Genomic DNA, 23,727 nt, shown 5'->3' with positions numbered 1-23,727 from the left:
ATCGATAAAAGGTATTAACATAGTTAAATTTGGCTCATAAAATCATTTTTTGAAAATTATTCAAAACCAATTCTTTCAGGATCGTCAGAAAAGACTTTAACTACTTTTCCTGTCTCAGTATTGAAAGCTATCATTTGCCATTCATAGCACTGTACTCTTCCTAAACTTTTAACAAAAATACAGCTATTAAGATCAGAACATAACATCCAGAATTCCCATACAGTCTTTTGTTCTGGAAAAATCCCTGGATAACCATTGTTCTTTCGTAAACTTTAGTGTCATTTGCTCTTTAATAAATACACAACTAGAAATATTAATGCTTAAGCAAAACACTAGAAAAATAAATTTGCTGTCAGGGACTTTTCGGTGATTAAATTTCAAATGGATAAAACTATTGCTCAAATGTTGTCTGTTTGAAATTAAAGATGTTACTAAAATATCATTACTTAAGCAGTTTTTCTAGCCTCTCAGGCTTTCTTCACTCACTCTTTAATTATGTGTATATAAAAATAAAATTCTCTATTTATTTAAAGTAGAGATTAAAATATTATTTTAAGTTTTTATTAATTAAAAGCAATCTACTATCTAAGCAGTTGTTGAGGTAATAAAATTACTCATAAACATCTGTATCTCAAAACTATATGACTAAAATTAAAAAATGGACTACGATTAATTCTCGCTTCGTAATTGATAATCAATGGTGTAAAGTAAGGCAAGATAAAATTCAATTATCCAACGGCAAAATTATTGATGATTATTTTGTTAATCTTCGACCAGATATCGCTCTAATTTTACCCATTACACCTAATCAAGAAATAGTTTTTGTACGTCAATATCGTCATGGAGTTCAAGAAATTTTATTAGAACTTCCAGCAGGTACTTTTAACTCTCAAAAAGAAGATAGTTTGAAGGCAGCCAAACGAGAATTACTAGAAGAAACAGGATACACAGCAAGTAAATTTACTCAAATCGCTATGCTATATGATAACCCTGTTAAAGATAGTAACAAAATTTATTTATTTGTCGCCGAAGATGCTACTTACTGTGATCAGCAAAGATTAGATGAGACGGAAGAAATTGAAGTAGTAATTATTCCTATTACTCAGATCAAAGAAAAAATTAATCAAGGAGAAATTTGTGTTTGTGGTAGTGTAACAGCAATTTTATTAGGTCTAGATTTTCTAACAAGAATACAGTCAATAAAAAATTAAAATTTGATGACAATTCTTCAAAATTATGTAACGATTAATACATAAATGAGAAAAAAAAATTGTTAATTTACCAAGGTAATAATCCAAACATAGCTTCTAGGGTTCCGACTCAAATAATTGATCATTATCGAGTGACTGGTCCAAGAGAAGCAGGCTACATCAGAAATTTTCAATTTTACTCAATTACTAATAATTTAGTAGCCACACGGCGGGATAAAAGCCCGGGAGGAACTGACACAGATTAATTACCTGTCAGCCTCTTGGGTTTTTTGCATGGAAACAAAAATTGAATGTAGGAGAAGTGTCATGACCGAATTACCATTTCAACCTCCCAATAGCGATCGCAATGGACATGATAGCGAAGCTCAACGCGCCTTAGATAAAGAAAGACAATTACCTCTAACAGGATGGCAACAAGAAGTAGATCAGGGCTTAAAGTATGGTTTAGAAGCAGCAAATAGTATACGCGATCGCACTATTCCAACTTTTTCCCGTGGTGAATTACCTCATTATGCAGGTATTAATACTTTCTTAAAAGCACCATATTTAGAAGATGTTAGGCAAGTGGGCAACTATGATGTTGCGATCGTTGGTGTTCCTCATGATTCGGGTACTACTTATCGTCCTGGAACAAGGTTTGGCCCTCAAGGAATTCGCCGTATCTCCGCTTTGTATACTCCCTATAACTTTGAATTAGGGGTTGATTTACGCGAACAAATTACCTTATGTGATGTCGGGGATATTTTTACCATTCCTGCTAATAATGAAAAATCTTTCGATCAAATTTCCAAAGGGGTTGCCCACGTTTTTGGTTCTGGTGCTTTTCCAATTCTTTTAGGAGGAGATCATTCAATTGGTTTTCCCACAGTTCGAGGAATTTGTCGTCATTTAGGAGATAAAAAAGTCGGCATTATTCACTTTGACCGCCATGTGGATACTCAAGAAACCGATTTAGATGAAAGGATGCACACTTGTCCTTGGTTTCATGCCACTAATATCGCCAATGCCCCAGCCAAAAATTTAGTCCAATTAGGAATTGGTGGTTGGCAAGTACCCCGTCAAGGTGTCAAAGTTTGTCGCGAACGAGCAACTAATATTCTTACCGTTACCGATATCACCGAAATGGGATTAGATGCTGCTGCTGACTTTGCGTTAGAAAGAGCTTTAGATGGTACCGATTGCGTTTGGATCAGTTTTGACATTGATTGTATCGATGCAGGTTTTGTTCCTGGTACAGGTTGGCCCGAACCAGGTGGTTTATTACCCCGTGAAGCTCTTTATTTATTGAAGAAAATAGTTCAAAATGCCCCTGTTTGTGGTTTGGAAGTAGTAGAAGTTTCACCTCCTTACGATATCAGTGATATGACTGCGTTGATGGCAACTCGCGTAATCTGCGACACGATGGCGCATTTAGTAGTGTCTGGACAGTTACCTAGAAAAGAAAAACCAGCCTACATTCATCCCGAAGCCAAACTAGAAGCTGATGCTGCTTGGACTTAATTCAGTGATCAGTTACCAGTTACCAGTGACCAGTTATCAATTAACAATCAACAATCAACAATTAACCATTAACAATCGACTATCAACCACCAATCATCAACAAAAAACACTACCAACCGATAACTCCACTGTGTTCATCTGTTCCTTCGTTTCACTCAGGACAAGGTTTATGTGTGGAAAAACAATCAACTATCAACAAAAATGTTTATTTTACTGAATAATTTTCAACAAAGATAAATGACCAATAACTAATTATGCACGAAACTGATATGACTAAAGCTCTCATTATGACAGTGAGAGACTGGTGGGATAGTCAGCCCGAACAGCCAAAAATAGAAAAAATTCATTTAATTGTCGGACAATTTACCTGTGTTGAACCCGCTAGTTTACAATTTGCCTTTGAAGTACAAACTCGTAATACTTTTTTAGAACAAGTTGAATTAGTAATTCGAGAAACACCTTTGATTGCTTTTTGTCACACTTGTAAAACAGAATACAAACCACAACTAGGTTTGCAATACAATTGTCCTCAATGTCAGTCGGCAATGGAAGATATTCGTTCTGGAAGAGAATTAAAAATTGATCGCCTTGAATATTCTTCTTTAACTAATACTTGTCAAGGTGCTTTGCAAAACGTCCCTACTGATAAATGATACTGTACAGACGTTTCGGCGAAACGTCTCTAACTAATAAATAACTGAAAAAGATGCATCAAACATTCGACGCTGCTTTAGAACTTAATTTACTCCATGCTAATCAAGAAGGCGCAGATCATAACCGCGAACATTTTGATCAATGGGGAATTACTTGTCTCAATATTATGAGTAGTCCTGGTGCAGGAAAAACTGCTCTTTTAGAAAAAACTATTATTGCTATTAAAGATCAATTAAAAATTGCTGTCATTGAAGGTGATATGACTACCGAATTAGATGCAGAACGTTTGCGTCAGTATGGTGTTCCAGTTATTGCTATTAATACAGGACGTTCCTGTCATTTAGATTCAAAAATGGTAGCAGGAGGAATTCATCGATTAGCCCATGAATATAATCCCGAAGAATTTGATTTAGTTTTAGTAGAAAATGTCGGTAATTTAGTTTGTCCTGCCGAATTTGAAGTAGGAGAACACGCTAAAGTTGCCCTACTTAGTGTGACTGAAGGAGAAGATAAACCTCTGAAATATCCAGTGATGTTTCAAGAAGCAGATTGTTTATTAATTACTAAAACTGATTTAGCTCCTTATTTGGAAATAGATTTAGAAACAATTAAAGCTAATGTTAAACAAATGAATCCTCATGTAACCATTATTCCTATTTCTGCTAAAACGGGTGAAGGATTAGAAGCTTGGTTTAATTGGATCAAATTGCAAACAAAAAAAGATAGAGTCTTTGCTACCAATCTATAAATTGAGCAATTTTAAGTAAAAAATCAATTTTAAATTATTAACTAATTAATTTAGTTGATTAATTTTTGCTATTTCTAAAACTTACTTTTTATTAGGTATCGCTACTTTATTAATTTTCTCATTTACTAAATTTAAGCAAGTAAAATTCAATTTTTATTTGACGACAATTGTTATCTAATCGTTAATTATTCAATTAAATCTATGCTGAAAACTCGTTCATTTTTATCTTATCTCATTCTTTTTATTTTTAGTTTAAGTGTAGTAGTTGGTTGTAATCCTGCTACTTCAATTAAAACTACTAACGACACAGGTTCTACTTCTTCTGGGAATACAGCTAGTGTAAGTTTAGGATATAGTGCTTGGCCTGGTTGGTTTCCTTGGCAAGTGACTCAAGAACAAGGAATTTTTCAAGCTAATAATGCTTCAGTAGAGTTGAAGTGGTTCGATGGTTATTTAGAATCAATTAATGCCCTTAATGCTCAACAAATCACTGCCAATAGTCAAACCTTAAACGATACTATTAGTGCTATAGCAGGAGGAGCAGAACAAGTTATTGTTTTAGTTAATGATAACTCTACTGGTAACGACAAAATAATTGTTAGGGAAGGAATTAATAGTATTGCTGATCTTAAAGGCAAAAAAGTTGCTGCTGAAGAAGGAACAGTTGACCACTATCTACTTTTGTTAGGTTTAGAACAAGAAGGTTTGTCTCCAGAAGATATTGAATTTATACCCCTAGAAACAGGGCAAGCAGCAACAGCTTTTGTTGGTGGACAGGTAGATGCAGTCGCAGTCTTTGCACCTTTTACAACTCAAGCTTTGAAACGTAATGGTAGTAAAGAACTTTTTAGTTCTAAAGACTTTCCTGGGGCAATTTCTGACCACTTAGTGTTTACTCGTCAATTCGTTGAAGAAAATCCCGAACAGGTGCAAGCAGTAGTCAATTCTTGGTTTGCCACTCTTGATTATATGGAGCCAAATCAAGCACAAGCTTACGAAATTATGGCAAGACGAGCAAATGTCACTGTTGAAGAATATCAAGATTACGCTGAAGGAACGACTATTTTTTCGGTAGAAGACAACCTGAAAGCTTTTCAACCAGGCAATGACGCGAGTTCTCTTCAGTATTCGGCTCAACAAATTAGTGACTTTTTAGTCAAAGTTGGTTTAGCACCTCAAGTACCTGATACGAGTCAACTTTTTGATGACCGTTTTGTTAAAGCTTACGCAGAAAAAGCCAAGTAATTATTAATAATCAAAGCAATCGAAGTAAATTTCCAAGTTTATTGCGTTTCTGCATCGGAAAAACAATTATGAATCAAGTTGATAACTCAAAGGTAATTGCCAGTCAATCAAATACTTTGCCTCCCACTGTTTTTTGGAGATTGGCTGAAGATATTCCTAAACCTCTATCTACTACCTTAGTTATTATTTCAATTCTTGCTCCTTTATTAGTGTGGTGGCTAGTAACAACTTTTGGTAATATCGACCCCAAATTTTTACCCTCGCCAGGAAGAGTAGTTGAAGCATTTGTCCGACTTTGGAGTACAGGAGAATTACTTAAAGATACAGTAGCTAGTCTTTGGCGGGTGGTAGTTGGGTTTAGTTTAGCTTCACTCATTGCTATTCCTACAGGGATTCTGATGGGTAGCTTTGCCAGTATTAGGGCGTTGTTAGAACCTCTGTTTGGGTTGATGCGTTATATGCCAGCCCCTGCTTTTATTCCTTTATTAATTCTTTATTTGGGTATTGGAGAAGAACCCAAAATTGCTTTAATTTTTATTGGAGTATTTTTCTTTAATTCACTGATGGTGATGGATACAGTTAAGTTTGTTCCCAAAGACTTGATTGAATCTACTTATATGCTGGGGGGAAGTCGTTGGCAGACTCTAACTCAAGTAATTTTTCCTCACGTTATCCCTGGAATTATTGATGCTTGTCGAATTAACTTAGCTGCTGCGTGGCAGTTAGTAATTGTTTCAGAATTAATTGCTTCAACTGAAGGTTTAGGTCGTCGAATTAGTGTGGCTGGTCGATTTCTTAGAACTGATGAAATTTTTGTGGGATTGATTGTAATTGGAATTATTGGCTTATCTTTTGATCTATTTTTTCAATATCTTTTGAAAGTTTTTTGTAAATGGGCTTCTCAAAAAAGATAGTTGATCAATTAGTTTTGAAAAATGTGTTTTTGATTACAGCAAACAACTTCAATGAATTGATAGCAAGTAGTTATTCATGGTTAAAAAGGTGAAATCAATGTATCTACAAATTAACAGTCTTCATAAACACTTTCAGACTAAACAAGGCAATCTTGTGGTGCTTAAAAATATTAATATGACCATCGAGCAGGGCGAATTTATTTGTGCAGTAGGGGCTTCAGGTTCTGGTAAATCTACTTTACTTCGGCAAATTGCTGGATTAGATCTACCTACTTCGGGAGAAGTAAAAATTGGTGAAAAGTTAGTAACCGGGCCAGGACCCGATCGCGGTATGGTCTTTCAGCATTATACCCTTTATCCTTGGATGAATGTGCAAGAAAATACTGAATTTGGGCTAAAACTTCAAGGATTACCTAAAAAAGAACGGCGAGAACAAGCTAGTTATTATTTAAGTGTAGTAGGGTTATCTAAGTTTGCCAAATCATTACCTAAAGAACTATCTGGTGGGATGAAACAAAGAGTTGCGATCGCTCGTGCTTTGGCTTCCGAACCAAAAGTTTTGTTGATGGATGAACCTTTTGGCGCACTAGATATCCATACTAAAGAAGCGATGCATGAATTTATGTTAGACCTTTGGTATCGTACTAATCTAACAATTTTTATGATTACTCATGATGTAGAGGAAGCAGTATTTCTCTCTAATCGAATTTATGCTTTGGGTGCGCGTCCTGGTACAGTAAGAAAGGAAATGCTGATTGATTTACCAGAACGTACTCATCACATTAAACGTCAATCAGTTTTTCACGATTATCGAGATGAATTGATGGATTTACTGCGCAAACATGGAAAAGAAGCATTATCTGCTGCTTAAATAGCAAGTTTAATTGAATTAAAATATCGTACAGATTAGCTCATTACCTTAGAACAAGGCTAGATTAGGCATTGAGAGCTATAGCCTTTCTCGCTCTTGGTGAGGTACACCATTACCAGTTACTAATTACCAGTTACTAATTACTAATTACTAATTACTAATTATGAGGGATGAATAATCAACCATTAACATAAGCGAAGCGCACTACCGTAGGTCTCAACTATCAACTATTAACGCTCAACCAGGGAAATGAACTGTATCTCATGAATCTGAGAACCGCTATAGGATTTGGACTGACTTTTTAGTTACTTAAAGCACTTGATCTCAACAGCAGAGTGTTAATAACCAAACTTTTGAGTAACATTTGTCTTACTTTTTAAGTTCTGATTATCTTTTGTATTTCAACCTATACTTTTAAACTAAGAAGTTTACCTATTCAATTAAACATAATTATTCTAAAGGAATAGAAGCCTAGAATGACAGCGGACATTGAGCCAATCAGCAAAATAAAAGCTAATGATGAAAAAAAATATCAGGTAGCTGAAGATATTTTATTTCGCCAGGTAGAAAATGAGGGAATCTTACTGCATATTCCTTCTGGAACTTATTATAGCTTGAGCGAAACCAGTATTATGTTTTGGCAAGCTTTATTAGATGCAAAACCTCTAACACCAGTAGTAGATCAAATCATAAATGAATACGAAGTCGAACGCGATCGCGTCGTCGCAGATCTCCAAAGTTTTCTTCAAGATTTATCGGATTGCAATATTATTTCCTCATCTGACCACTAAAGCAATTACCAAGCCGAAATATATTTGGTTGTGTTTATGGGCATTTCAGCAATTATGGTGGGTCGATAGTCGTCTGAAGGACATGGCGTTGGAGGCACTACAAACTCCTGGAGAAAGTAAGTCGGCTATTTGGACTCCAGAGTTAAAACAAGCCATTAGACAACGGGTAATTGCGATCGCCTGGACAGCTAAAATTCATCCTCTACGTCCTAAGTGTTTGCATCGTTCTTTGGTTTTATATAACTGGTTAAGGGAACAAGGTATTACTCCAAAGTTAGAAGTAGGTTGGGGCGACAAGATTGGTCATGCCTGGGTTACTTACAATGACATTGTGCTTAACGATCGTGCTGATATTGCCAATGTTACTCCACGTTTGAGTAGAGTTTAAGAATAAAAAATAGATATATCGCTAATCGATATTGAAGAGCATGAGCGGAATTTTAGGTGTCTGGAATAGTCGAAAACCCACGCCCTGGCAAAAAATGCTAGCAGATTTAGAGGTTTTGGGTAAGGATGGACGAGGAGATTGGCACAATTCTGAAATAAACTTGAGTTTGGGACGTACTCAGTTCTTTAACACTCCTGAATCATGTCTAGAAGCACCCGTAATTGAGTATGAAGGATGTGTCTTAGTTTGGGATGGTAGAGTTGATGACCGTGAATCTTTACTTGCAGATCGTTCTAAAGTTACAGATGCTCAATTAATTATAGAAAGTTATCGTCGTTGGGGAGTTGATTGTATAAAGTACCTCATCGGCGATTTTGTTTTTATTCTTTGGGATGCTAGTCAAGATTTATTATTTGTCGGTTGTGATGCTTTAGGAAGACGCACTCTTGCTTACTATTGGGATGGTCAAACTTTATTGCTGGCATCGCGAGTATTAACTTTACTATTGCATCCCCAAGTGAGTCGAGAACTAGATGAAGTTTACGTTGCTCATACAATTTGTGGTAGCTTGGCACATCCTCCTGGTATTACAGCGTTTAAAGATTTAAAACGACTTCTTCCAGGTCAAGCTTTGGTCTTACAATCAGAACAATTACAACTACAACAAATTTATCAACTTACACAACCAAAGAGTTATTTATCTCCTCAGTCTCCAGAAGACTGCTATGAAAAATTTTGGTATCTCCTCAATAAGGTAGTCAAAGATTATTTACGTAGCTGTCGTCAGCCCTATACCACTCTTAGTGGAGGTTTAGATTCTAGTACGGTAACAGTCTCGCTGTTAAATCATCTACCAAAAGTTGATGCTTTTTCTGTTACTACAGATATTTATCCCGAATTTGACGAAAGAGAACCAATTAAAGCTTTTTTACAACGTTATCCTCAAGTTAACTGGCATCCGATTAACTGTAATGATGCTTGGGCGTTTAGCGAGCCTTGGGATAAGTTACCTGTAGTAGACGATCCTTTTATTACCTGTGCCTTACCGATGAATCTTCGCACAATGGATTTAGCTAAAAACCAAGGATTTGGATTGGCATTTTCTGGAGTTTGGGGAGATGAGTTTTGCTATACCTTGTGGGCGGATCAAATGAAAGCTGGTAATTGGAAACTGTTTTGGCAACATTTTCAAGAATCTCCACGATGGTATTCTTGGTTATGGCGACAGTTTTTTTTACCGTCTTTACCTGCATCTTGGCAAGCTCGCTGGATTGCTCTACGTTTATCTTCTAGCAAATATAATTTACCTCAATGGCTAAATTCTAACTACGCTCAATCTTCTCAGATTCATTTGGCAATACAACAACGCTTTCAATCTTCTTTAGTTAACAGTCGTGTATCGGCCATTTGTCAGTCGCTTGAAAATACAAGTTCTGTTGGTATGAACCAATTATACAAGCTGTTGGCAGCAACTTATCAAATTGAACCTGTTGCTCCAATCGGCGATCGCAGAATGATTGAGTTTGCTAATAGTATTCATCCTTCTTTACAAATAGATAACAATTACGAAAAAATCTTTTTACGCCAAGCTAACCGCGAAACTTTACCCGATCGAGTACGTTTGCGTCCTAAAGAAAATTATTTCGATCCTTTAAAATATGCGGGATTAGGGAAAGGAAAACAACCTCTAGCTATTGTCGCACAAGCCAAAGAAAATTCTTATTTAGCCAGTATTATTGATTTTATTCAATTAGAAGATTCTCTTAATCAATATCGAAAAATGTATCAGCAAAATTATGCACCTTGGCAAGATGTTGAGAATAAGTTGAGTAATCAGTTGTTAACATCTCTAACATTTTGCGATTGGTGGTTGAGAGTAGAAAAGCACTATTTTAATTAATTGAGTTGATTGTGTTTATGAATGTTATTGAATATCCCCTAAGTCTCAAATTATATAAATATTCTTGTTCACTGTTAAGCAAAATTCAAGCTGCTTTAAATGTTATTTTTGCTGGTTTTTGGTTGGGAATTTTAAACCGCAAAACTTTACAATTAGCAGATCGCATTTTTTACGATAACGATTCGATGTATCAAGATGAAGCATATAATCGTAGTGGTTTTTGGGATTGGGAAGTTCAAGCTATTCAGGATTATTTTGAGTCATCTAAAAAAATTTTAGTTGCTGGTGCGGGGGGAGGTAGAGAAATCTATGCTTTACACAAGTCAGGATATCAAGCTGATGGTTTTGAATGCAATCCTAATTTGGTTGAGTTTGCTAATAACTTTTTAAGCAAAGAAGGAATTAATTCTCAGGTTAAAATTGCTCCTCGCGATACTTGCCCTACTTTTAATCAAGTATATGATGGCTTAATTGTTGGCTGGGGTGCTTATACAAATATACAAGGGAAACAACATCGCATTGAATTTCTCAAACAAATGCGCTCTCAGGTTAAAAATCAAGCTCCCTTATTATTATCTTTTTTTCCTCGCAAGGGTAATAATTTATCTTACAAATTAATTGCGCTCATCGGCAACTTAATTAGGAGCTTGCCTTGGGCTGAAAAAATTGAACTCGGCGACTCTTTATTACCTCATCGAATTTTTGTGCATTACTTTACTAAGGAAGAAATTGAATACGAACTAAACGAAGCTGGTTTTAAATTAATTTTTTTTGCTAATGATAATTATGGGTATGCAATAGGGGTTGTTATAGAAAATAATTAAATTTAATTTTAATTAAGATAAACAAAAAACAAGACAACTTATGTTCACATAAAATGCTTGGATTAACTTCAGGTTTTTTTTAAAGCATTTAATAGTATTAACTAATAATAAGCTAGAATTTTTTTTGTTTAAAAATAAGTTATAATTTTTCTTGATATTCGAGTAATCTAATGTTTTTTTGAGGAGCATAAAAATGACAGCAAAAAAAATATATTCCCCTATGAAAATTACTCAATTAGGTAATCTTGATGAACTTACTCAATTAGGTTTAGGTAAATCTGGGCCTGATACTGATGGGCAAAATCAACAAGGTAACATGAACTTTATCATGATGAATATGGACATGACTCCTTTTCCTTAAACCTTGAACATTGATTGAACTTGATTGTTGATTTCAAATAGATCGAGTTTAAACAAACCAACTAACAATCGATCGTCAACTTTGGCGATCGGTTCTATATTTTAGATTTTAAAATACCAATGTCTAACTTAAATTTGTTCGGACAAATTAATACTACAAAAAAAACAAATTTGCTTGATAAAGTTTTTAAACTTGCTATCCATGAGATTGATCAGATTACTCATAATATTCAGCTAAAAATTGAGTTTACTACTCAAATGCCCAATATCAAAAGTGCTGGTTACTTCTTTAAAGTTGATTTTCCTGAATCTAATTCAATTCGCTACTGGATAGACTGGATCGAAGATTTAGGAGCTTGGATTGAAGCAGACGGAAAAACAGCAACTATTCTTGTTAAAGAATCAGCAAGCATAGAACAAATTGAATATTCTACAGTAACTTGTTTGGCTTCTCATATTGCAGCGACTTGTCTTTGTTTGCAAGGACAAATTGCCATTCATGCCAATGTCATCGCTATTAACGATTTAGCTGTTGCTTTTGTGGGTGATTCGGGTAAAGGTAAATCTACTTTAACTGCTTATTGTGCTAGTAGAGGTGTGGGTTTTGTTACTGATGATGTCTTAGTCATCGACAGGCAAGGTTTTGCTCTTCCAGGAAGTCCTAGAATTAAATTGTTTCCCAGTACGGCAGATATTTTAGGATTGGATACCAGCCAAGAAACTGCTTATAAAATTCATTACAAACCCGAATTTTTAGGGGCAAAAATTCAAACTCAGCCCTTACCTCTTAAATGTATTTATTTATTAGAAGAAAGTTTTGAAGATATTTATAGTGAATTGCTTACTTCTGGTCTGGCAATGATGGAATTAATTAAAAATAGCTATCACACTAGCATCATCATCAAAGACAATTTACAGCTTTTTGATGATTACATTAATTTAATAAAAACAATTTCCGTCAAAAAAATCTTTTATCCAAGAAATCTTGATCGTTTGTCTGAAGTTTACGATTTTATTGTTAGAGAAGTCAATCAATTTAATAATTAATTATGAGTTATTCTTTAGTCCAGGGTCAGCAATTTATGGCTCTAGATCTGCGACGCAACCAAGCTTATTGGGAAGCTTTAAAACAAGTTATTACTCCTGAAAGTGTAGTTTTAGATTTAGGTGCAGGGTTAGGAACTTTAGGTTTATTAGCAGCACAATTAGGAGCAAAAAAAGTTTATCTAATCGAACCAGAAGATGTTATTAATGTTGCAGGTGAAATTGCCAAAGCTAACGGCTATGATAATGTTGTTTGTTTACAGGGAAAGATTGAAGAAGTTCAACTTCCCGAAGCAGTTGATGTAATTATTTCTGTGTTTACGGGGAACTTTTTACTGCAAGAAGACTTATTACCTTCTTTATTTTATGCACGGGATAAATATCTCAAACCTAATGGAGTAATGATTCCTCAAGCAGCAGTAATGGAAGCTGTTCCCGCGTCAATTCCAGACTTTTATCAAAAAAATATTGCTTGTTGGTCAGAAATTCATTTAGGAATCAATCTTAGTGTTGCTCGTAGTTATGTTAGCAACTCAATTTATTATTCTCAAAAAGAATTAAGTAACGCTCAGTATCTTGCCCAACCTACTAAGTTACTAGCAATGGATTTCCATAGTTGCAATAATACCAACTGTGAAATCGAAATTACTCAGACAATTATCGAGTCTGGATGCTGTCATGGTTGGATAGGTTGGTTTGCCATGCAGTTAGGAGACAAATGGCTCTCTACTGCGCCCCATGAACCCCATTTACATTGGTCTGCTGCATTTTTACCACTAGATCCTCCTTTAGAATTAGAAGCTGGAGAAGAAGTAAAATTTAAACTGCAAAGACCTGCTTTTGGTGATTGGAGTTGGAAAGTTAAAACTGATACCACATCACAGCAACATTCCACTTTCTTTGCCTTACCGATGACTCTTAAAAAGATGAAAAAATTCTCTCCTCAGTATCAACCTAGTCTTAATGATAAAGGTAAAGCAGCGCGATATGTTTTAAGCAATATAGATGGAAAATTGTCTGTAGAACAATTAACTATTCAATTAACTAAAGACTATCCCCAATTGTTTAAAGAATCGAAAAAAGCCCTCAACTTTGTGAGAAACTTAATTGCAGGTTTCAGTTAGCTTTAATGAACCAAAGTCTCAAACAAAAACTTAAAGGAGTATTCCGTTTTTTACCCGCATTACGATTAGTTTGGCAAGCTAGTCCGGTCTGGACTACTACTCACGTTGTACTGATTATAATTCAGGGTATCATTCCGATTATCTTGTTATATCTGACAAAGCTAATTATTGATACAGTAACAGTTAGTGTTACCACTACAAACAAAGAAAGCTTATTTCAGAAATTAGTTTTTTTTATTATCTTGACTGGAGTAGCTACATTAATTAATGTCTTTTGTAGTGCGATCGGAGAATTAGTTAAGACTGCTCAATCTCGGAAAGTTACCGACTATATGAGTAGTATACTTCATGCCAAATCAATTGAAGTAGATTTAGAATATTATGAAAATCCTCAATATTTTGATACTCTACAAAGGGCGCAACAAGAAGCTATTTATCGACCGAATATAATTTTAGGAAATTTAGTTTGGGTTGCTCAAAATTTTATCTCTTTAGTAACGATGGTTGGATTACTTTTATCTCTTCATTGGGGGATTGGAGGTATTTTATTTGTAGCAGCAATTCCTTCAGTATTAGTCAGAATAAAATTCACTGAAATCCTTTTCCATTGGCAACGCAAGCAAACTGCAATGGAACGACAAGGACAATATTTAAGTTGGTTATTAACTGGAGATAACTTTGCTAAAGAAATTCGTTTATTTAATTTAGGAAATATTTTCAGTCAACAGTATGATACCTTACGAAAAAAACTCTATCAAGAAAATCTGAATATTAGTACTAAACGTTCTTTTGCGAATGTAGCTGCTCAATCTTTAGCTGCTTTGTTGATGCTCGCTGCTTATAGTTATATTATCTATCAAGCTTTTTTGGGGATTATTCGCATTGGTGATTTAGTAATTTATCGCGAAGCACTGCAACGAGGACAAAGTGCTTTAACTGGTCTTTTGGGTAGTTTATCCTCACTTTACGAAGATAATCTTTTTTTAAGTAATCTATACGAATTTTTAGATTTAAAACCAAATATTGTCCAACCCGCTAACCCTAAACCAGTTCCTAAACCAATCCAAAAGGGGATTGTATTTGAGCGCGTTAGTTTTCAATATGCTAATAGTCAACGACAAGCAATTAAAGACATTAATCTGACTCTTGGAGCAGGTGAAGTGATTGCTTTAGTAGGAGAAAATGGGTCAGGGAAAACTACTTTAATCAAACTTCTTTGTCGTTTATATGAACCCACTAGCGGGAACATTACTGTCGATGGTATTAATTTAAATCAGTTAGATACTACTGCTTGGCGACGTGAAGTTAGTGTGATTTTTCAAGATTATGTCAAATATCACTTTACCGCAGCAGAAAACATCCGCTTAGGTAATGTAGAAATCCCTGCAAACGACCAAAGCGTTGTCTCAGCAGCCATGTTGTCTGGAGCGCATGATGTTATCACTCGATTACCTCAAAGTTATCATACGGTTTTAGGTAAATTATTTAATCAAGGGGAAGAATTAAGTATCGGTCAATGGCAAAAAGTAGCTTTAGCGCGAGCTTTTTTAAGAAAATCCCAAATTATTGTCTTGGACGAACCTACTAGCGCAATGGATCCTAAAGCGGAATATGAAGTCTTTGAAAATTTTCGTCAACTGATTAAAGGACAAGCAGCTATTTTAATTAGTCATCGTTTATCTACAGTCAAAATGGCTGATCGCATCTATGTAATGGATCAAGGTTCAATTGTTGAAAGTGGTACTCATGAAGAATTAATCCAACTTCAAGGCAGTTACGCTTATTTATTTGAAACTCAAGCTCAAAATTATCGTTAACTTTTGTGAGCGGGAATTCTCTCTCCTAGGCGTGAGAGATGAAAGCGAACTTTTCACTAGTTGTAGCAACTTTTGATGATTTATGTTATCATAAACTATAGTTAGTGATAAAATTCGAAGCTAATGTACAAAGCGTACAAATACAGAATCTATCCAACACAAGAACAAAAAAAACTTCTAGCCCAACACCTGGGTAATGTTAGGTGGTTTTGGAACTATGCTTTGAACAAGAGTGAAACGACCTATCGAGAAACAGGTAAAGGACTTACTAGGAATGCTATTCAAAAACTCTTACCAGAACTCAAGAAAGAATATGAATGGTTAGGTCTTTGTTACTCTCAATGCCTACAAGTAGTGGCACTGAACTTAAGCACCGCTTATAAAAACTTCTTTGAGAAGCGAGGCGGTTATCCTCGTTATAAATCCAAGAAAGGTAGGCAATCAATACAGTATCCTCAAAATGTAAAGTTAGAAGGTGATTATCTAAAATTACCTGGAGCAGTAGGTAAAATCTATTGCCGTCTAAGCAGAAATTTTGAAGGTACTATCAAGACTACTACTATCTCACTAACACCTTCGGGTCAATACTATGCTTCTATCTTGGTAGATGATGGTAAAGCTATACCTCAAGCATCTAAAGAAGGAAAAGCAATCGGGATTGATGTTGGTGTTACTGATATAGCTGTTACGAGTGATAACGAGAAGTTTAGTAATCCTAAATGGATGGCTAAACATGAGAAGAATCGCATTCGTAAAGAACGCAAATTCACTCGTAAGCAGAAAGGTTCTAAGCGTAGAGATAAAGCACGCATAATTGTCGCTAAAGTTCATAACCATATCGCTAACTGTCGTTCGGATTTCTTACACAAACTATCCCGTAGAATAGTTGATGAAAACCAAGTCATTTGTGTTGAGAGTCTAAATGTCAAAGCAATGACTAAAAATAGAAAACTTAGTAGAGCTATCTCCCAAGTAGGTTGGGGTATGCTTTGTACTATGTTGAAATATAAGGCTGAATGGGAAGGTAAAACCTATATTGAAGTAGATAGATTCTTCCCATCTAGTAAAACTTGTAGTCATTGCTATCATAAAGTTGAAGAATTACCTCTGAATATTAGAAGCTGGCAATGTCCTAAATGTAATACGCAACATGACAGGGATATCAACGCAGCTACTAATATTAGAGATGAGGGACTACGGATATTATCGGTGGGACGCATCGATAGAGGAGTTACGCGCCGTGCGACGGCGCATAGTAACCTCCGTACTGCTCAGGGACGCACTGTAAGACTAACTTCGGTTAGCAAGGGCGATTGAACTGAGAATCCCTCGCCTAGTCGCGATGGGAGTCGTCAATTACAATTAACAGGAAGATTGGGATTACGTTGAGGAGTATTAGGAGTAGGTTCAGCAGTTAAAATAACTGTGCCATCTGGTTGACGTACTATTCCTTGGGCAGGATAAATTACGCCTTGAGAGGTAACTATTTTTAAGTCTTCTGCTGTTTGAGGAGTAGTAGCAGGGCAATTTAATTTGGTTAGTGCTTCAGGAATGAGATAGTTTCCTGAAAATTGGATTTCTTCACTGAAGTCTAGATCAGGAACTACAATGGCAAAAGTTTCATCTAAACCAATCACAGAATTACCAACAATATCATTAGCATCAGAATTTTGAGGACGTTGTTGAAGATTAAACACTGAATCAACATTAAAAGTAATCGTACCTTCATTGTTAGCAATGATATCGTTACCATCGTTCTGACTGGGAGAAGCAATCACATATTTAGCGTTAAGATTAATTTGACTTTCAGGATTGTTAGTAAAGAGAGTGCTGTCGTTTCGGAGAGTGATAACACCATCAGTGGTGAGATTAATATTACCTGCATTGTTATTTTCAAGCTTGGTATTATTTAAGTTAATGTTATCTGCTTGAATAGTAATATCTCCTCCATTACTAATAAACGAAGCATTACTAAGATTTAAATCTCCTTTAGCAATAGCAATTACAATATCTTGTTGAGCATTTAAGTTAATCTGATTTTCTGTAGCATTAAGATTTGCTGTCCTAATTGAACCATTAGTACTAGTAAGATTGATATCTCCGTTCGATAAAAGCGAACCTGTAGTTAAATTTCCTGCTGCGGTTAAATTAATTTCTTGGGCAAAAATATCTCCTAGATTAAGATTACCTCCTGTTTCAATTGCGATCGCTTGTAAATTAACATCAGATCTAGATAGGCGAACATTATTTGTTCCTGTTACATTACTATTCGCTTTGGCATTAGGAGTTAAAGATCTAGCAATCGGTGTTAACTGGTTAGTAGCTTGATTTGTAGAAGCAACAAAATTTATATTGTCTAAGTTGACATTTCCTAAGGCACTAAGAGAAATAACACCATTTTGACCCTTAGCATTACTATTAATAGCAACATCATGGTTAGCAAATGCTGAAACAGTGGTATCGTTATCAGCTACAGCATTGCCAATCGAAGTAGCATTAGAAGTATTAAATAAAGAAGAATTTAATTCGCCAGCATTAATAGCGCCACCACTAGATAGGATAATTGCACCACCGTTACCTTCTAATTCACTATTAAGATTGAGTTGAACATTAGCACGAGCAGTAGTAGGATTATTGATAGAACTCAAGGCTGGATTAGTACCAAAAACTTGAGCAACATTGTTGATTCTTGCGATCGCGCCTACTGAAGACCTTACCAATCCTAAGTTTAAATCACCTCCACTGATTAAATCTACTGCCCCTGCTGAACCAATAGTTGCATTGGCATTAAGATTAATTTGAGATTCACGATTAATACCATTGGTATCGATAGCTTCTACTCGGTTGTTGAGATTAAAGAAAGCAAAAACAGAAGAATCAATTACATTAGTAGTTAGATTACCATTAGCATTAAGTTCAACTTTGCCTCCATTACCAACATTAAAATCAAGAGAACTATTAATCAAAGAAAAATTATTAGGATTTAAAATATTTGCATTGGCAGTAACAGAAGAAGAAGAATTTAAAATATTTAAGTTTAAGTTACCATTGCTTTTAATTGTAATTGCACCACCGTTACCAGATGTAGCTGTTGCTTGAGTTGGTATTAGACCTTGAATATCAGCTTGACTTTGAACATCAGTAGCTAAATTAAACCGAACTTGAGAAAATGAATTTAAATTTTGACCACTAATATCATCATTAGCAAAAATTGTAATTGCCCCACCATCACCAGCATTAGCTGTAATTATAGAATTACTTGGCTGATTAACTAAAGTTCTGATTTCAGCATTTTTGAAAGCAGAAGAATCAACATTACCTTGAAGATTAACGCCACCACGAGAGTCAATGATGACATCGCCTCCATCCCCAAAAGCATTGCTAGTGTTAATGCCTCCTACCTGAATCGTTCCTGCGGGTAAATTAGGATTTGGTTGATACTGATTAGTTAGAAAAACCGTACCGCCATTATTAGTAATATTGCCACCAATAATTAAATCTGCACTAGTTGGATTTGCTACAATAAGATTGGAAGTAAAACCAGTAAGTTCCCCAGTAACTTCAGGTGGATTAAATGCCGTAGTACCTGCCCTCAAATCTAAAGTTGGTTTGCTACTACCATCTATTCCGATTATCGTTTCACCATCAGAAAGAGTGACGTTTTCTTGAATTGAATTAGCTGTGGTATCTGTATCTGTAATGGTAATATTTCCAGCAACCTCAATTTTGCCACCAGCAAAGATATGTAAAGATGCGCCTTGATAACTTTGAAAACTAACGTCTCCTGCGGTTTTAATTACAGGATCGTAGAGACTAAATAAATTACCTAAACTGCCATCCAATTGTTGGATTTGAAAGCTACCACCACTATAGTAATGAGCATCGCCATTGATAGCATTATTACTACGTAAAACTAAATCACTACCAGAAAAAAAGCCACTATTCGGATGATTAAGAGTAAAGATATCAATAGCTTGACTACCTTCAATTAATAATTTCCCACCAGCACTAGCAATAAAAGGATTAACTTTACTATCTCTAATTTTTACTGTATCAGTTGCCCGAAAAGTTATATTTTCTCCTGCTTGTAATTGCCCTTGTAAATCTAAATTGCCACCAGCAAGAGTTAAATCTTTAATGACAGTTAAATTGCCTTGACTCGTAATAGTTGCAGAATTATTTCCTCTTAAATTTAAGCCAATTGGTGCATTAATAGTTAAAAGAGGCGGTGTATCAGTATTGATCGCACTAAATTCTGTACCATCATCAAACAACAAACCATCAGCCGTAGAGCCAAAAAAAGAACCACCAATATTTAATGAAGCATTTTTACCAAAAATAATTCCCGCAGGATTAATTAAAAATAAATTGGCATTACCATTCGCTTTTAATAAACCATCGATGTTAGATAAATTTCCACCAGTAACACGATTAAGAATATTAACTATATCAGATGCATTATTAAAGAATGCCTCATTGCCAGTCGGTATAGAAAAATCTTTAAAACTGTGAAACAGATTATTGCCTGCTTGCCCTCCTCCAGTAATTTCCCAAACGTTTCCCTGGCGATTAATTTGGGTTGGTAGCGTGCCATCGGGAGAAATTTGTGCTGAAGCGAAAGGCAAGACAAATAAAGAACCAATGGTAATCGTACCAGCTAGAGGGAAAGAAAACCAAATCTGTTTCATTACTAAAACGCAGCAAGTTAATTAATAATTTTCTTGATAATATCTCACAATCTGACTATCGCAACAAACAATTTACATTTTTCAGTTACTTTGTAAACACATACTTAAATTTGCTTAAATTAATGATTTACTTTAAGCTGTTGTTTTTTTTCGGTTTAATTTTATTTAAATAAACAAACTCTTATTTTATTAAGATATTAATTTTAAATAATATTTAATACCACAAAAATAATAGTGATGAGTATCACTTGCATAACCAAATAAAAGCAATATTCTAATTTCTAGAAGTTTCAATTTGATAATTAATTACTTAGTCATGCTTAAAAAAAGCTTGTCTTTCTTCTTCTTAAATTTATTTTGTTTAGGGTTTCAAGTTGATTCTGTTTATTCTCAACCTGATCAAAAGTGTAATTGGGCTTTAAATTCTGTGGCTGAACAAATTTATCAATCTGGAGCTTCAGTTAGTATTATTCAAGCACATGATGCCAATAATGATCATGTAGGTAATCCTAGTCACAGACAGACGAGAGTAATGATTATTTTAGGAAAATTAATCTATCCAATGGAAGATGTTGTTATTTCCAAAGAATATGATTCCTCATCAAATGAGGTTGTTGAAAGTATTTTAAATTCAGTTCAATTACAACAAGAATGGGCAAATTATTTAGTTAAAAATTGTCGTGATTTAGCAGTGGTTGCTTTTGGACAAGCTTATACTGATTGGATTAATGAATATGCTATTAATACTAATGGTTTGGCTAAGGCAAGAGAATGCATAGATAGTAACAGTGAATTTAATAATTCATTACCTTGGGGCTATCAGTTTTGTCTGTAACAATATCAGTATTGAAGAAATATATCGAAAATCAGGATGCTCCAACTTAACTTTTGACTGGCATTCATCCAGACGTTCATGCTATCGCACAGAACGCGATCGCTTCTGCCAGATTAGCTAAATATCAAGTTCGCTTAAACAGTTGAATGTGACGATTGACACGGGGACGCCGAGAAAATTTATTTTACAGCAGTTTTCAGAACTTGAGATAATTTCTGGTCAATAAAATTATGTTCTTATGCTTTAGATAGCTTCTTGTAATAGACGTTTGACAGTACGTGCTGCTACAGTCCAATTCAATCTAGTTTCGTATTCATGAAATGCAGAGTAAGCTAATTGTTGATATTGTGGATAATTAGTCAATAAATTGGCAATATATTGGCAATATTCACTTATTTCCGCCTCTTGAGCGAATAGTTTTCCATTAATATTATCCTTAATTACGGTTGGAATACCTCCTACTTTGATTGATAAACAGGGAACACCAAAAGAATTAGCTTCACAAAAAACAATGGGAGTACAATCTGCGATCGCGGGTAAAATTAAAAAGTGAGATTGGGCGATAATTTGATTAAGTTTTTCTCTACCTTTGGTTGTTGCTTTGCTAATAAATCCTAAATATTTAACAAAGTCAGGTATCGGTTCATCTAAAATAGGCTCACATCCAACTACGGTAAGTTCTGTTGGTAAACCAGACTGATTTAAGGCTTTCGCTACTTCAAAAGCTATTTGTCCACCTTTTCTATACCAATCAACTCCCAAAAATAATAATTTACATTGATTGGTTGGTCTTGATTGAATTAAACTTTGAATCTCTTTAAAATTTTTGTGATGATTAACGTTTGCGCCAAAAGGAACTACTTTCACTTTAGCTGGATCGATTTGATAGTTGTTGATCGCACTCTGAGCAGACCATTCTGAAGAGTAAATAGCTATTTTACAGCGATCTAAGGTCTGCTGTTCCATTAAATGACCGTTTTTTAGGGATTCTTCACATAAATTACTATATTGTGGGTAAAAATCCACTAAACTGGCAAAAGTAGCATCCGTCCAAAAACCAATAGGGCGATCGCATTCTAGATGACCAATATGCATTGTGCCTGGACTAAATACTAAATCTACATCTTTAAGTTCAGCAAGATGTTGAACAGTTTTCTTGGCATACTGTTTGAGCAAAAGAGGTTCGCGGTCGCATAAGTATTTTTGCTTAAATAACCACTTATATAGGTATTCTCTTCCTTTAGATGCTAATGAAACAGGGGAATATTTATTTTTAATTGAACCAATTAACTCTACTTGCAAAGATTGTTTTCTTAAAGCTTGAAGAATATGAAAGCCTGTTCCTGACCAATTAGCAACATCTTCAGCATTGTAAGTGGTTACATACGCTAATTTCATCATGCTTAATTGTTAAGTTTCTTGAACTCAAGACTACCAAAGAAATGTCAAGAAAAGGTTATGCAATACTACCTCGCTTACGAGTTTCTTTAGAAGATGTCCCAACATTTCTAATGCCTGCACGAATCATTTGGTGTTCGAGGAGAGCAAAAAAACGGGCGCGATCGCTTCCCCTAACGACAGCTTGATTGTGTGCTTCGGCTAAGGCTACTGGATAACCATAACCTTTATGAACTTGTGCCAGCATAATACTAAGGGAGCGGTCAAATAAGGCTGAATCTTCTGCTACCCAAGCAGGTAGTTCTATCCGAGCAATCTCTGTGCCAACATGAACGTAACAAAAGTAAACTCGTTGTGATTCATCGTATAGTTCTAAAATGCGTAAAGAACTGCGATAAAGCGGGCTTCTTTGCCCAGGTTTTAAACGATTTGCCCAAAAAGTAGCATCTCGTAGGGGGTCAACTTTTTGACAGGGATATCTATCTACTAAATCACTACAGTTGGCAAAACAATTGGGATGTTCGTGGGTGCAGGTGTGTAAGCGGAGAAAGTTCAAAGCTTCAGTACTACGAGAAGAACTAACATAACCCATTAACGGTATTTGAGTTTCTTTTAACTGTTCCCACGCCAACAGAATGGGAGGCAAAATTTGTTCTCTAGCTTCTACAGGTAAACCATCCAAAAACCAGTAGATCAAAGAACCATCTACCATCGCCAAATTAGGAATATCAGGATGCGCGCCTGGTGGTAAAACCCATTTACAAGCCATCTCCGCTAGCATTTGCGCTTCTGAAACAGTCCGACGGTGACTCATCCATTCTTCAAGACGAATACCCCATTCTTTAGGAATATAAAGGTCTTCTTGTTTATAAAATACTTCAGGCAAACTATCTAATAATGGGTGTAAACTTTGCCCATAATGCAGCATGATCCGCCCGACATTGATCAAATAACAGTAAGCAATTTCGTGGTGAGAAGGAGCAATTTGAGAACCATCCGTAGCAAAAACACTATGACTATAAGGTGCTGCTTGAATGTCAATTGCTGTATCCAGAGGTTCAACAGGAGTAGCAATCGCAAAAATCAAGCGATCGCGCCACATTTCTAATTTCTCAATTAATTCTGTTTGTTGACTCCACGCTTGCTGAGTTAATTTCTCCGCCAATTCAAGTCTTTGGCGAGAGGCGATCGTTTCTTGATGTAAATGCTGACTAATACCTGGAATTTGTCCCGCTAGCTTATTTAAGTCCAGCATATTGTATAACTATGATCGGCACAGGATTTTCTTCTCAAATATACAATAGAGCTTAAGTTTTGGGGCAATTAATTATTGTTAAATATCTAGTCAAACAAAAAGCTACAACTTTGACAGATTGTCTTTTGACATAACTAAAGCGTTAACGAAAAAATATTTT

At 35.3% G+C, this 23,727-nt stretch carries 21 protein-coding genes and 1 riboswitch; of the genes, 17 read left to right on the top strand and 4 right to left on the bottom strand.

Annotated elements, in window-relative coordinates:
• Nucleotides 1-56: 56 nt before the first annotated feature.
• Complete coding sequence (locus STA7437_RS26480; RefSeq protein WP_015192261.1) at nt 57-206, bottom strand: hypothetical protein; 150 nt, start codon at nt 204-206, stop codon at nt 57-59.
• A 435-nt stretch (nt 207-641) separates the two neighbouring features.
• Here STA7437_RS26480 and STA7437_RS04850 point away from each other — a divergent pair, with 435 nt between their 5' ends.
• The 16 genes from STA7437_RS04850 (at nt 642) to STA7437_RS04780 (ending at nt 16,708) form a co-directional block, all read left to right on the top strand.
• Complete coding sequence (locus tag STA7437_RS04850; protein WP_015192260.1) at nt 642-1,211, top strand: NUDIX hydrolase; 570 nt, start codon at nt 642-644, stop codon at nt 1,209-1,211.
• An 85-nt stretch (nt 1,212-1,296) separates the two neighbouring features.
• Nucleotides 1,297-1,441, top strand: a riboswitch (guanidine-I (ykkC/yxkD leader).
• Between the two features lie 76 nt (nt 1,442-1,517).
• The gene (locus tag STA7437_RS04845) at nt 1,518-2,711 is read left to right on the top strand and encodes an agmatinase family protein (RefSeq protein WP_015192259.1); all 1,194 of its coding nucleotides are present in this window, start codon (nt 1,518-1,520) and stop codon (nt 2,709-2,711) included.
• A gap of 254 nt (nt 2,712-2,965) precedes the next feature.
• Nucleotides 2,966-3,364 carry a hydrogenase maturation nickel metallochaperone HypA gene (gene hypA, locus STA7437_RS04840; protein WP_015192258.1) on the top strand — a complete coding sequence of 133 codons (399 nt, stop codon included), beginning with the start codon at nt 2,966-2,968 and terminating at the stop codon, nt 3,362-3,364.
• A gap of 53 nt (nt 3,365-3,417) precedes the next feature.
• Nucleotides 3,418-4,113, top strand: a complete 696-nt coding sequence (gene hypB, locus STA7437_RS04835) for a hydrogenase nickel incorporation protein HypB (protein ID WP_015192257.1) — start codon at nt 3,418-3,420, stop codon at nt 4,111-4,113.
• A 201-nt stretch (nt 4,114-4,314) separates the two neighbouring features.
• Nucleotides 4,315-5,358 (top strand): ABC transporter substrate-binding protein, encoded by a 1,044-nt coding sequence (locus tag STA7437_RS04830; protein ID WP_015192256.1) that lies wholly within the window; start codon nt 4,315-4,317, stop codon nt 5,356-5,358.
• 68 nt (nt 5,359-5,426) lie between these two features.
• Entirely contained in the window at nt 5,427-6,272 is an 846-nt protein-coding gene (locus tag STA7437_RS04825) for an ABC transporter permease (protein ID WP_015192255.1), read from the top strand.
• A 97-nt stretch (nt 6,273-6,369) separates the two neighbouring features.
• Nucleotides 6,370-7,143, top strand: coding sequence for an ABC transporter ATP-binding protein (locus STA7437_RS04820; RefSeq protein WP_015192254.1), 774 nt, complete (start codon nt 6,370-6,372; stop codon nt 7,141-7,143).
• Nucleotides 7,144-7,619: 476 nt separating this feature from the next.
• Nucleotides 7,620-7,934 (top strand): PqqD family protein, encoded by a 315-nt coding sequence (locus STA7437_RS04815; protein WP_015192253.1) that lies wholly within the window; start codon nt 7,620-7,622, stop codon nt 7,932-7,934.
• Entirely contained in the window at nt 7,837-8,322 is a 486-nt protein-coding gene (locus STA7437_RS25810; protein ID WP_083856847.1) for a lasso peptide biosynthesis B2 protein, read from the top strand. The genes STA7437_RS04815 and STA7437_RS25810 overlap by 98 nt, the downstream gene beginning before the upstream one ends.
• Before the next feature lie 40 nt (nt 8,323-8,362).
• Nucleotides 8,363-10,222, top strand: coding sequence for an asparagine synthase-related protein (locus STA7437_RS04805; protein ID WP_015192251.1), 1,860 nt, complete (start codon nt 8,363-8,365; stop codon nt 10,220-10,222).
• A gap of 17 nt (nt 10,223-10,239) precedes the next feature.
• Nucleotides 10,240-11,046: a methyltransferase domain-containing protein gene (locus tag STA7437_RS04800; protein WP_015192250.1), complete on the top strand. Its 807-nt coding sequence runs from the start codon at nt 10,240-10,242 to the stop codon at nt 11,044-11,046.
• A 193-nt stretch (nt 11,047-11,239) separates the two neighbouring features.
• The gene (locus STA7437_RS26475; protein WP_015192249.1) at nt 11,240-11,407 is read left to right on the top strand and encodes a hypothetical protein; all 168 of its coding nucleotides are present in this window, start codon (nt 11,240-11,242) and stop codon (nt 11,405-11,407) included.
• Nucleotides 11,408-11,526: 119 nt separating this feature from the next.
• A complete protein-coding gene (locus STA7437_RS04795) occupies nt 11,527-12,453 on the top strand; it encodes a phosphoenolpyruvate carboxykinase (ATP) (RefSeq protein ID WP_015192248.1) in 927 nt (308 codons plus the stop codon).
• 2 nt (nt 12,454-12,455) lie between these two features.
• Complete coding sequence (locus STA7437_RS04790) at nt 12,456-13,574, top strand: methyltransferase domain-containing protein (protein ID WP_015192247.1); 1,119 nt, start codon at nt 12,456-12,458, stop codon at nt 13,572-13,574.
• Nucleotides 13,575-13,579: 5 nt separating this feature from the next.
• Entirely contained in the window at nt 13,580-15,391 is a 1,812-nt protein-coding gene (locus tag STA7437_RS04785) for an ABC transporter ATP-binding protein (RefSeq protein ID WP_015192246.1), read from the top strand.
• Nucleotides 15,392-15,514: 123 nt separating this feature from the next.
• Entirely contained in the window at nt 15,515-16,708 is a 1,194-nt protein-coding gene (locus tag STA7437_RS04780; RefSeq protein WP_015192245.1) for an RNA-guided endonuclease InsQ/TnpB family protein, read from the top strand.
• Between the two features lie 35 nt (nt 16,709-16,743).
• Here the strand turns inward: STA7437_RS04780 and STA7437_RS24695 are convergent, their stop codons facing one another.
• A complete protein-coding gene (locus STA7437_RS24695) occupies nt 16,744-20,079 on the bottom strand; it encodes a two-partner secretion domain-containing protein (RefSeq protein WP_015192244.1) in 3,336 nt (1,111 codons plus the stop codon).
• Nucleotides 20,080-20,395: 316 nt separating this feature from the next.
• On the opposite strand from STA7437_RS24695, the gene STA7437_RS04770 reads away from it, so the two are divergent.
• The gene (locus STA7437_RS04770) at nt 20,396-20,914 is read left to right on the top strand and encodes a hypothetical protein (RefSeq protein ID WP_015192243.1); all 519 of its coding nucleotides are present in this window, start codon (nt 20,396-20,398) and stop codon (nt 20,912-20,914) included.
• 243 nt (nt 20,915-21,157) lie between these two features.
• Here STA7437_RS04770 and STA7437_RS04765 read toward each other — a convergent pair whose 3' ends face one another.
• Both STA7437_RS04765 and STA7437_RS04760 read right to left on the bottom strand, forming a co-directional pair.
• Nucleotides 21,158-22,315 carry a glycosyltransferase family 4 protein gene (locus STA7437_RS04765; RefSeq protein WP_216087091.1) on the bottom strand — a complete coding sequence of 386 codons (1,158 nt, stop codon included), beginning with the start codon at nt 22,313-22,315 and terminating at the stop codon, nt 21,158-21,160.
• Nucleotides 22,316-22,370: 55 nt separating this feature from the next.
• The gene (locus tag STA7437_RS04760) at nt 22,371-23,567 is read right to left on the bottom strand and encodes a DNA double-strand break repair nuclease NurA (RefSeq protein WP_015192241.1); all 1,197 of its coding nucleotides are present in this window, start codon (nt 23,565-23,567) and stop codon (nt 22,371-22,373) included.
• Between the last annotated feature and the right edge of the window lie 160 nt (nt 23,568-23,727).

Origin of the sequence: Stanieria cyanosphaera PCC 7437 (genome assembly GCF_000317575.1) — a bacterium.
Taxonomy (GTDB): Bacteria; Cyanobacteriota; Cyanobacteriia; order Cyanobacteriales; family Xenococcaceae; genus Stanieria; species Stanieria cyanosphaera.
Note: the sequence above shows the minus strand (reverse complement) of the source record. Positions and strands in the feature narration are given on the sequence as shown.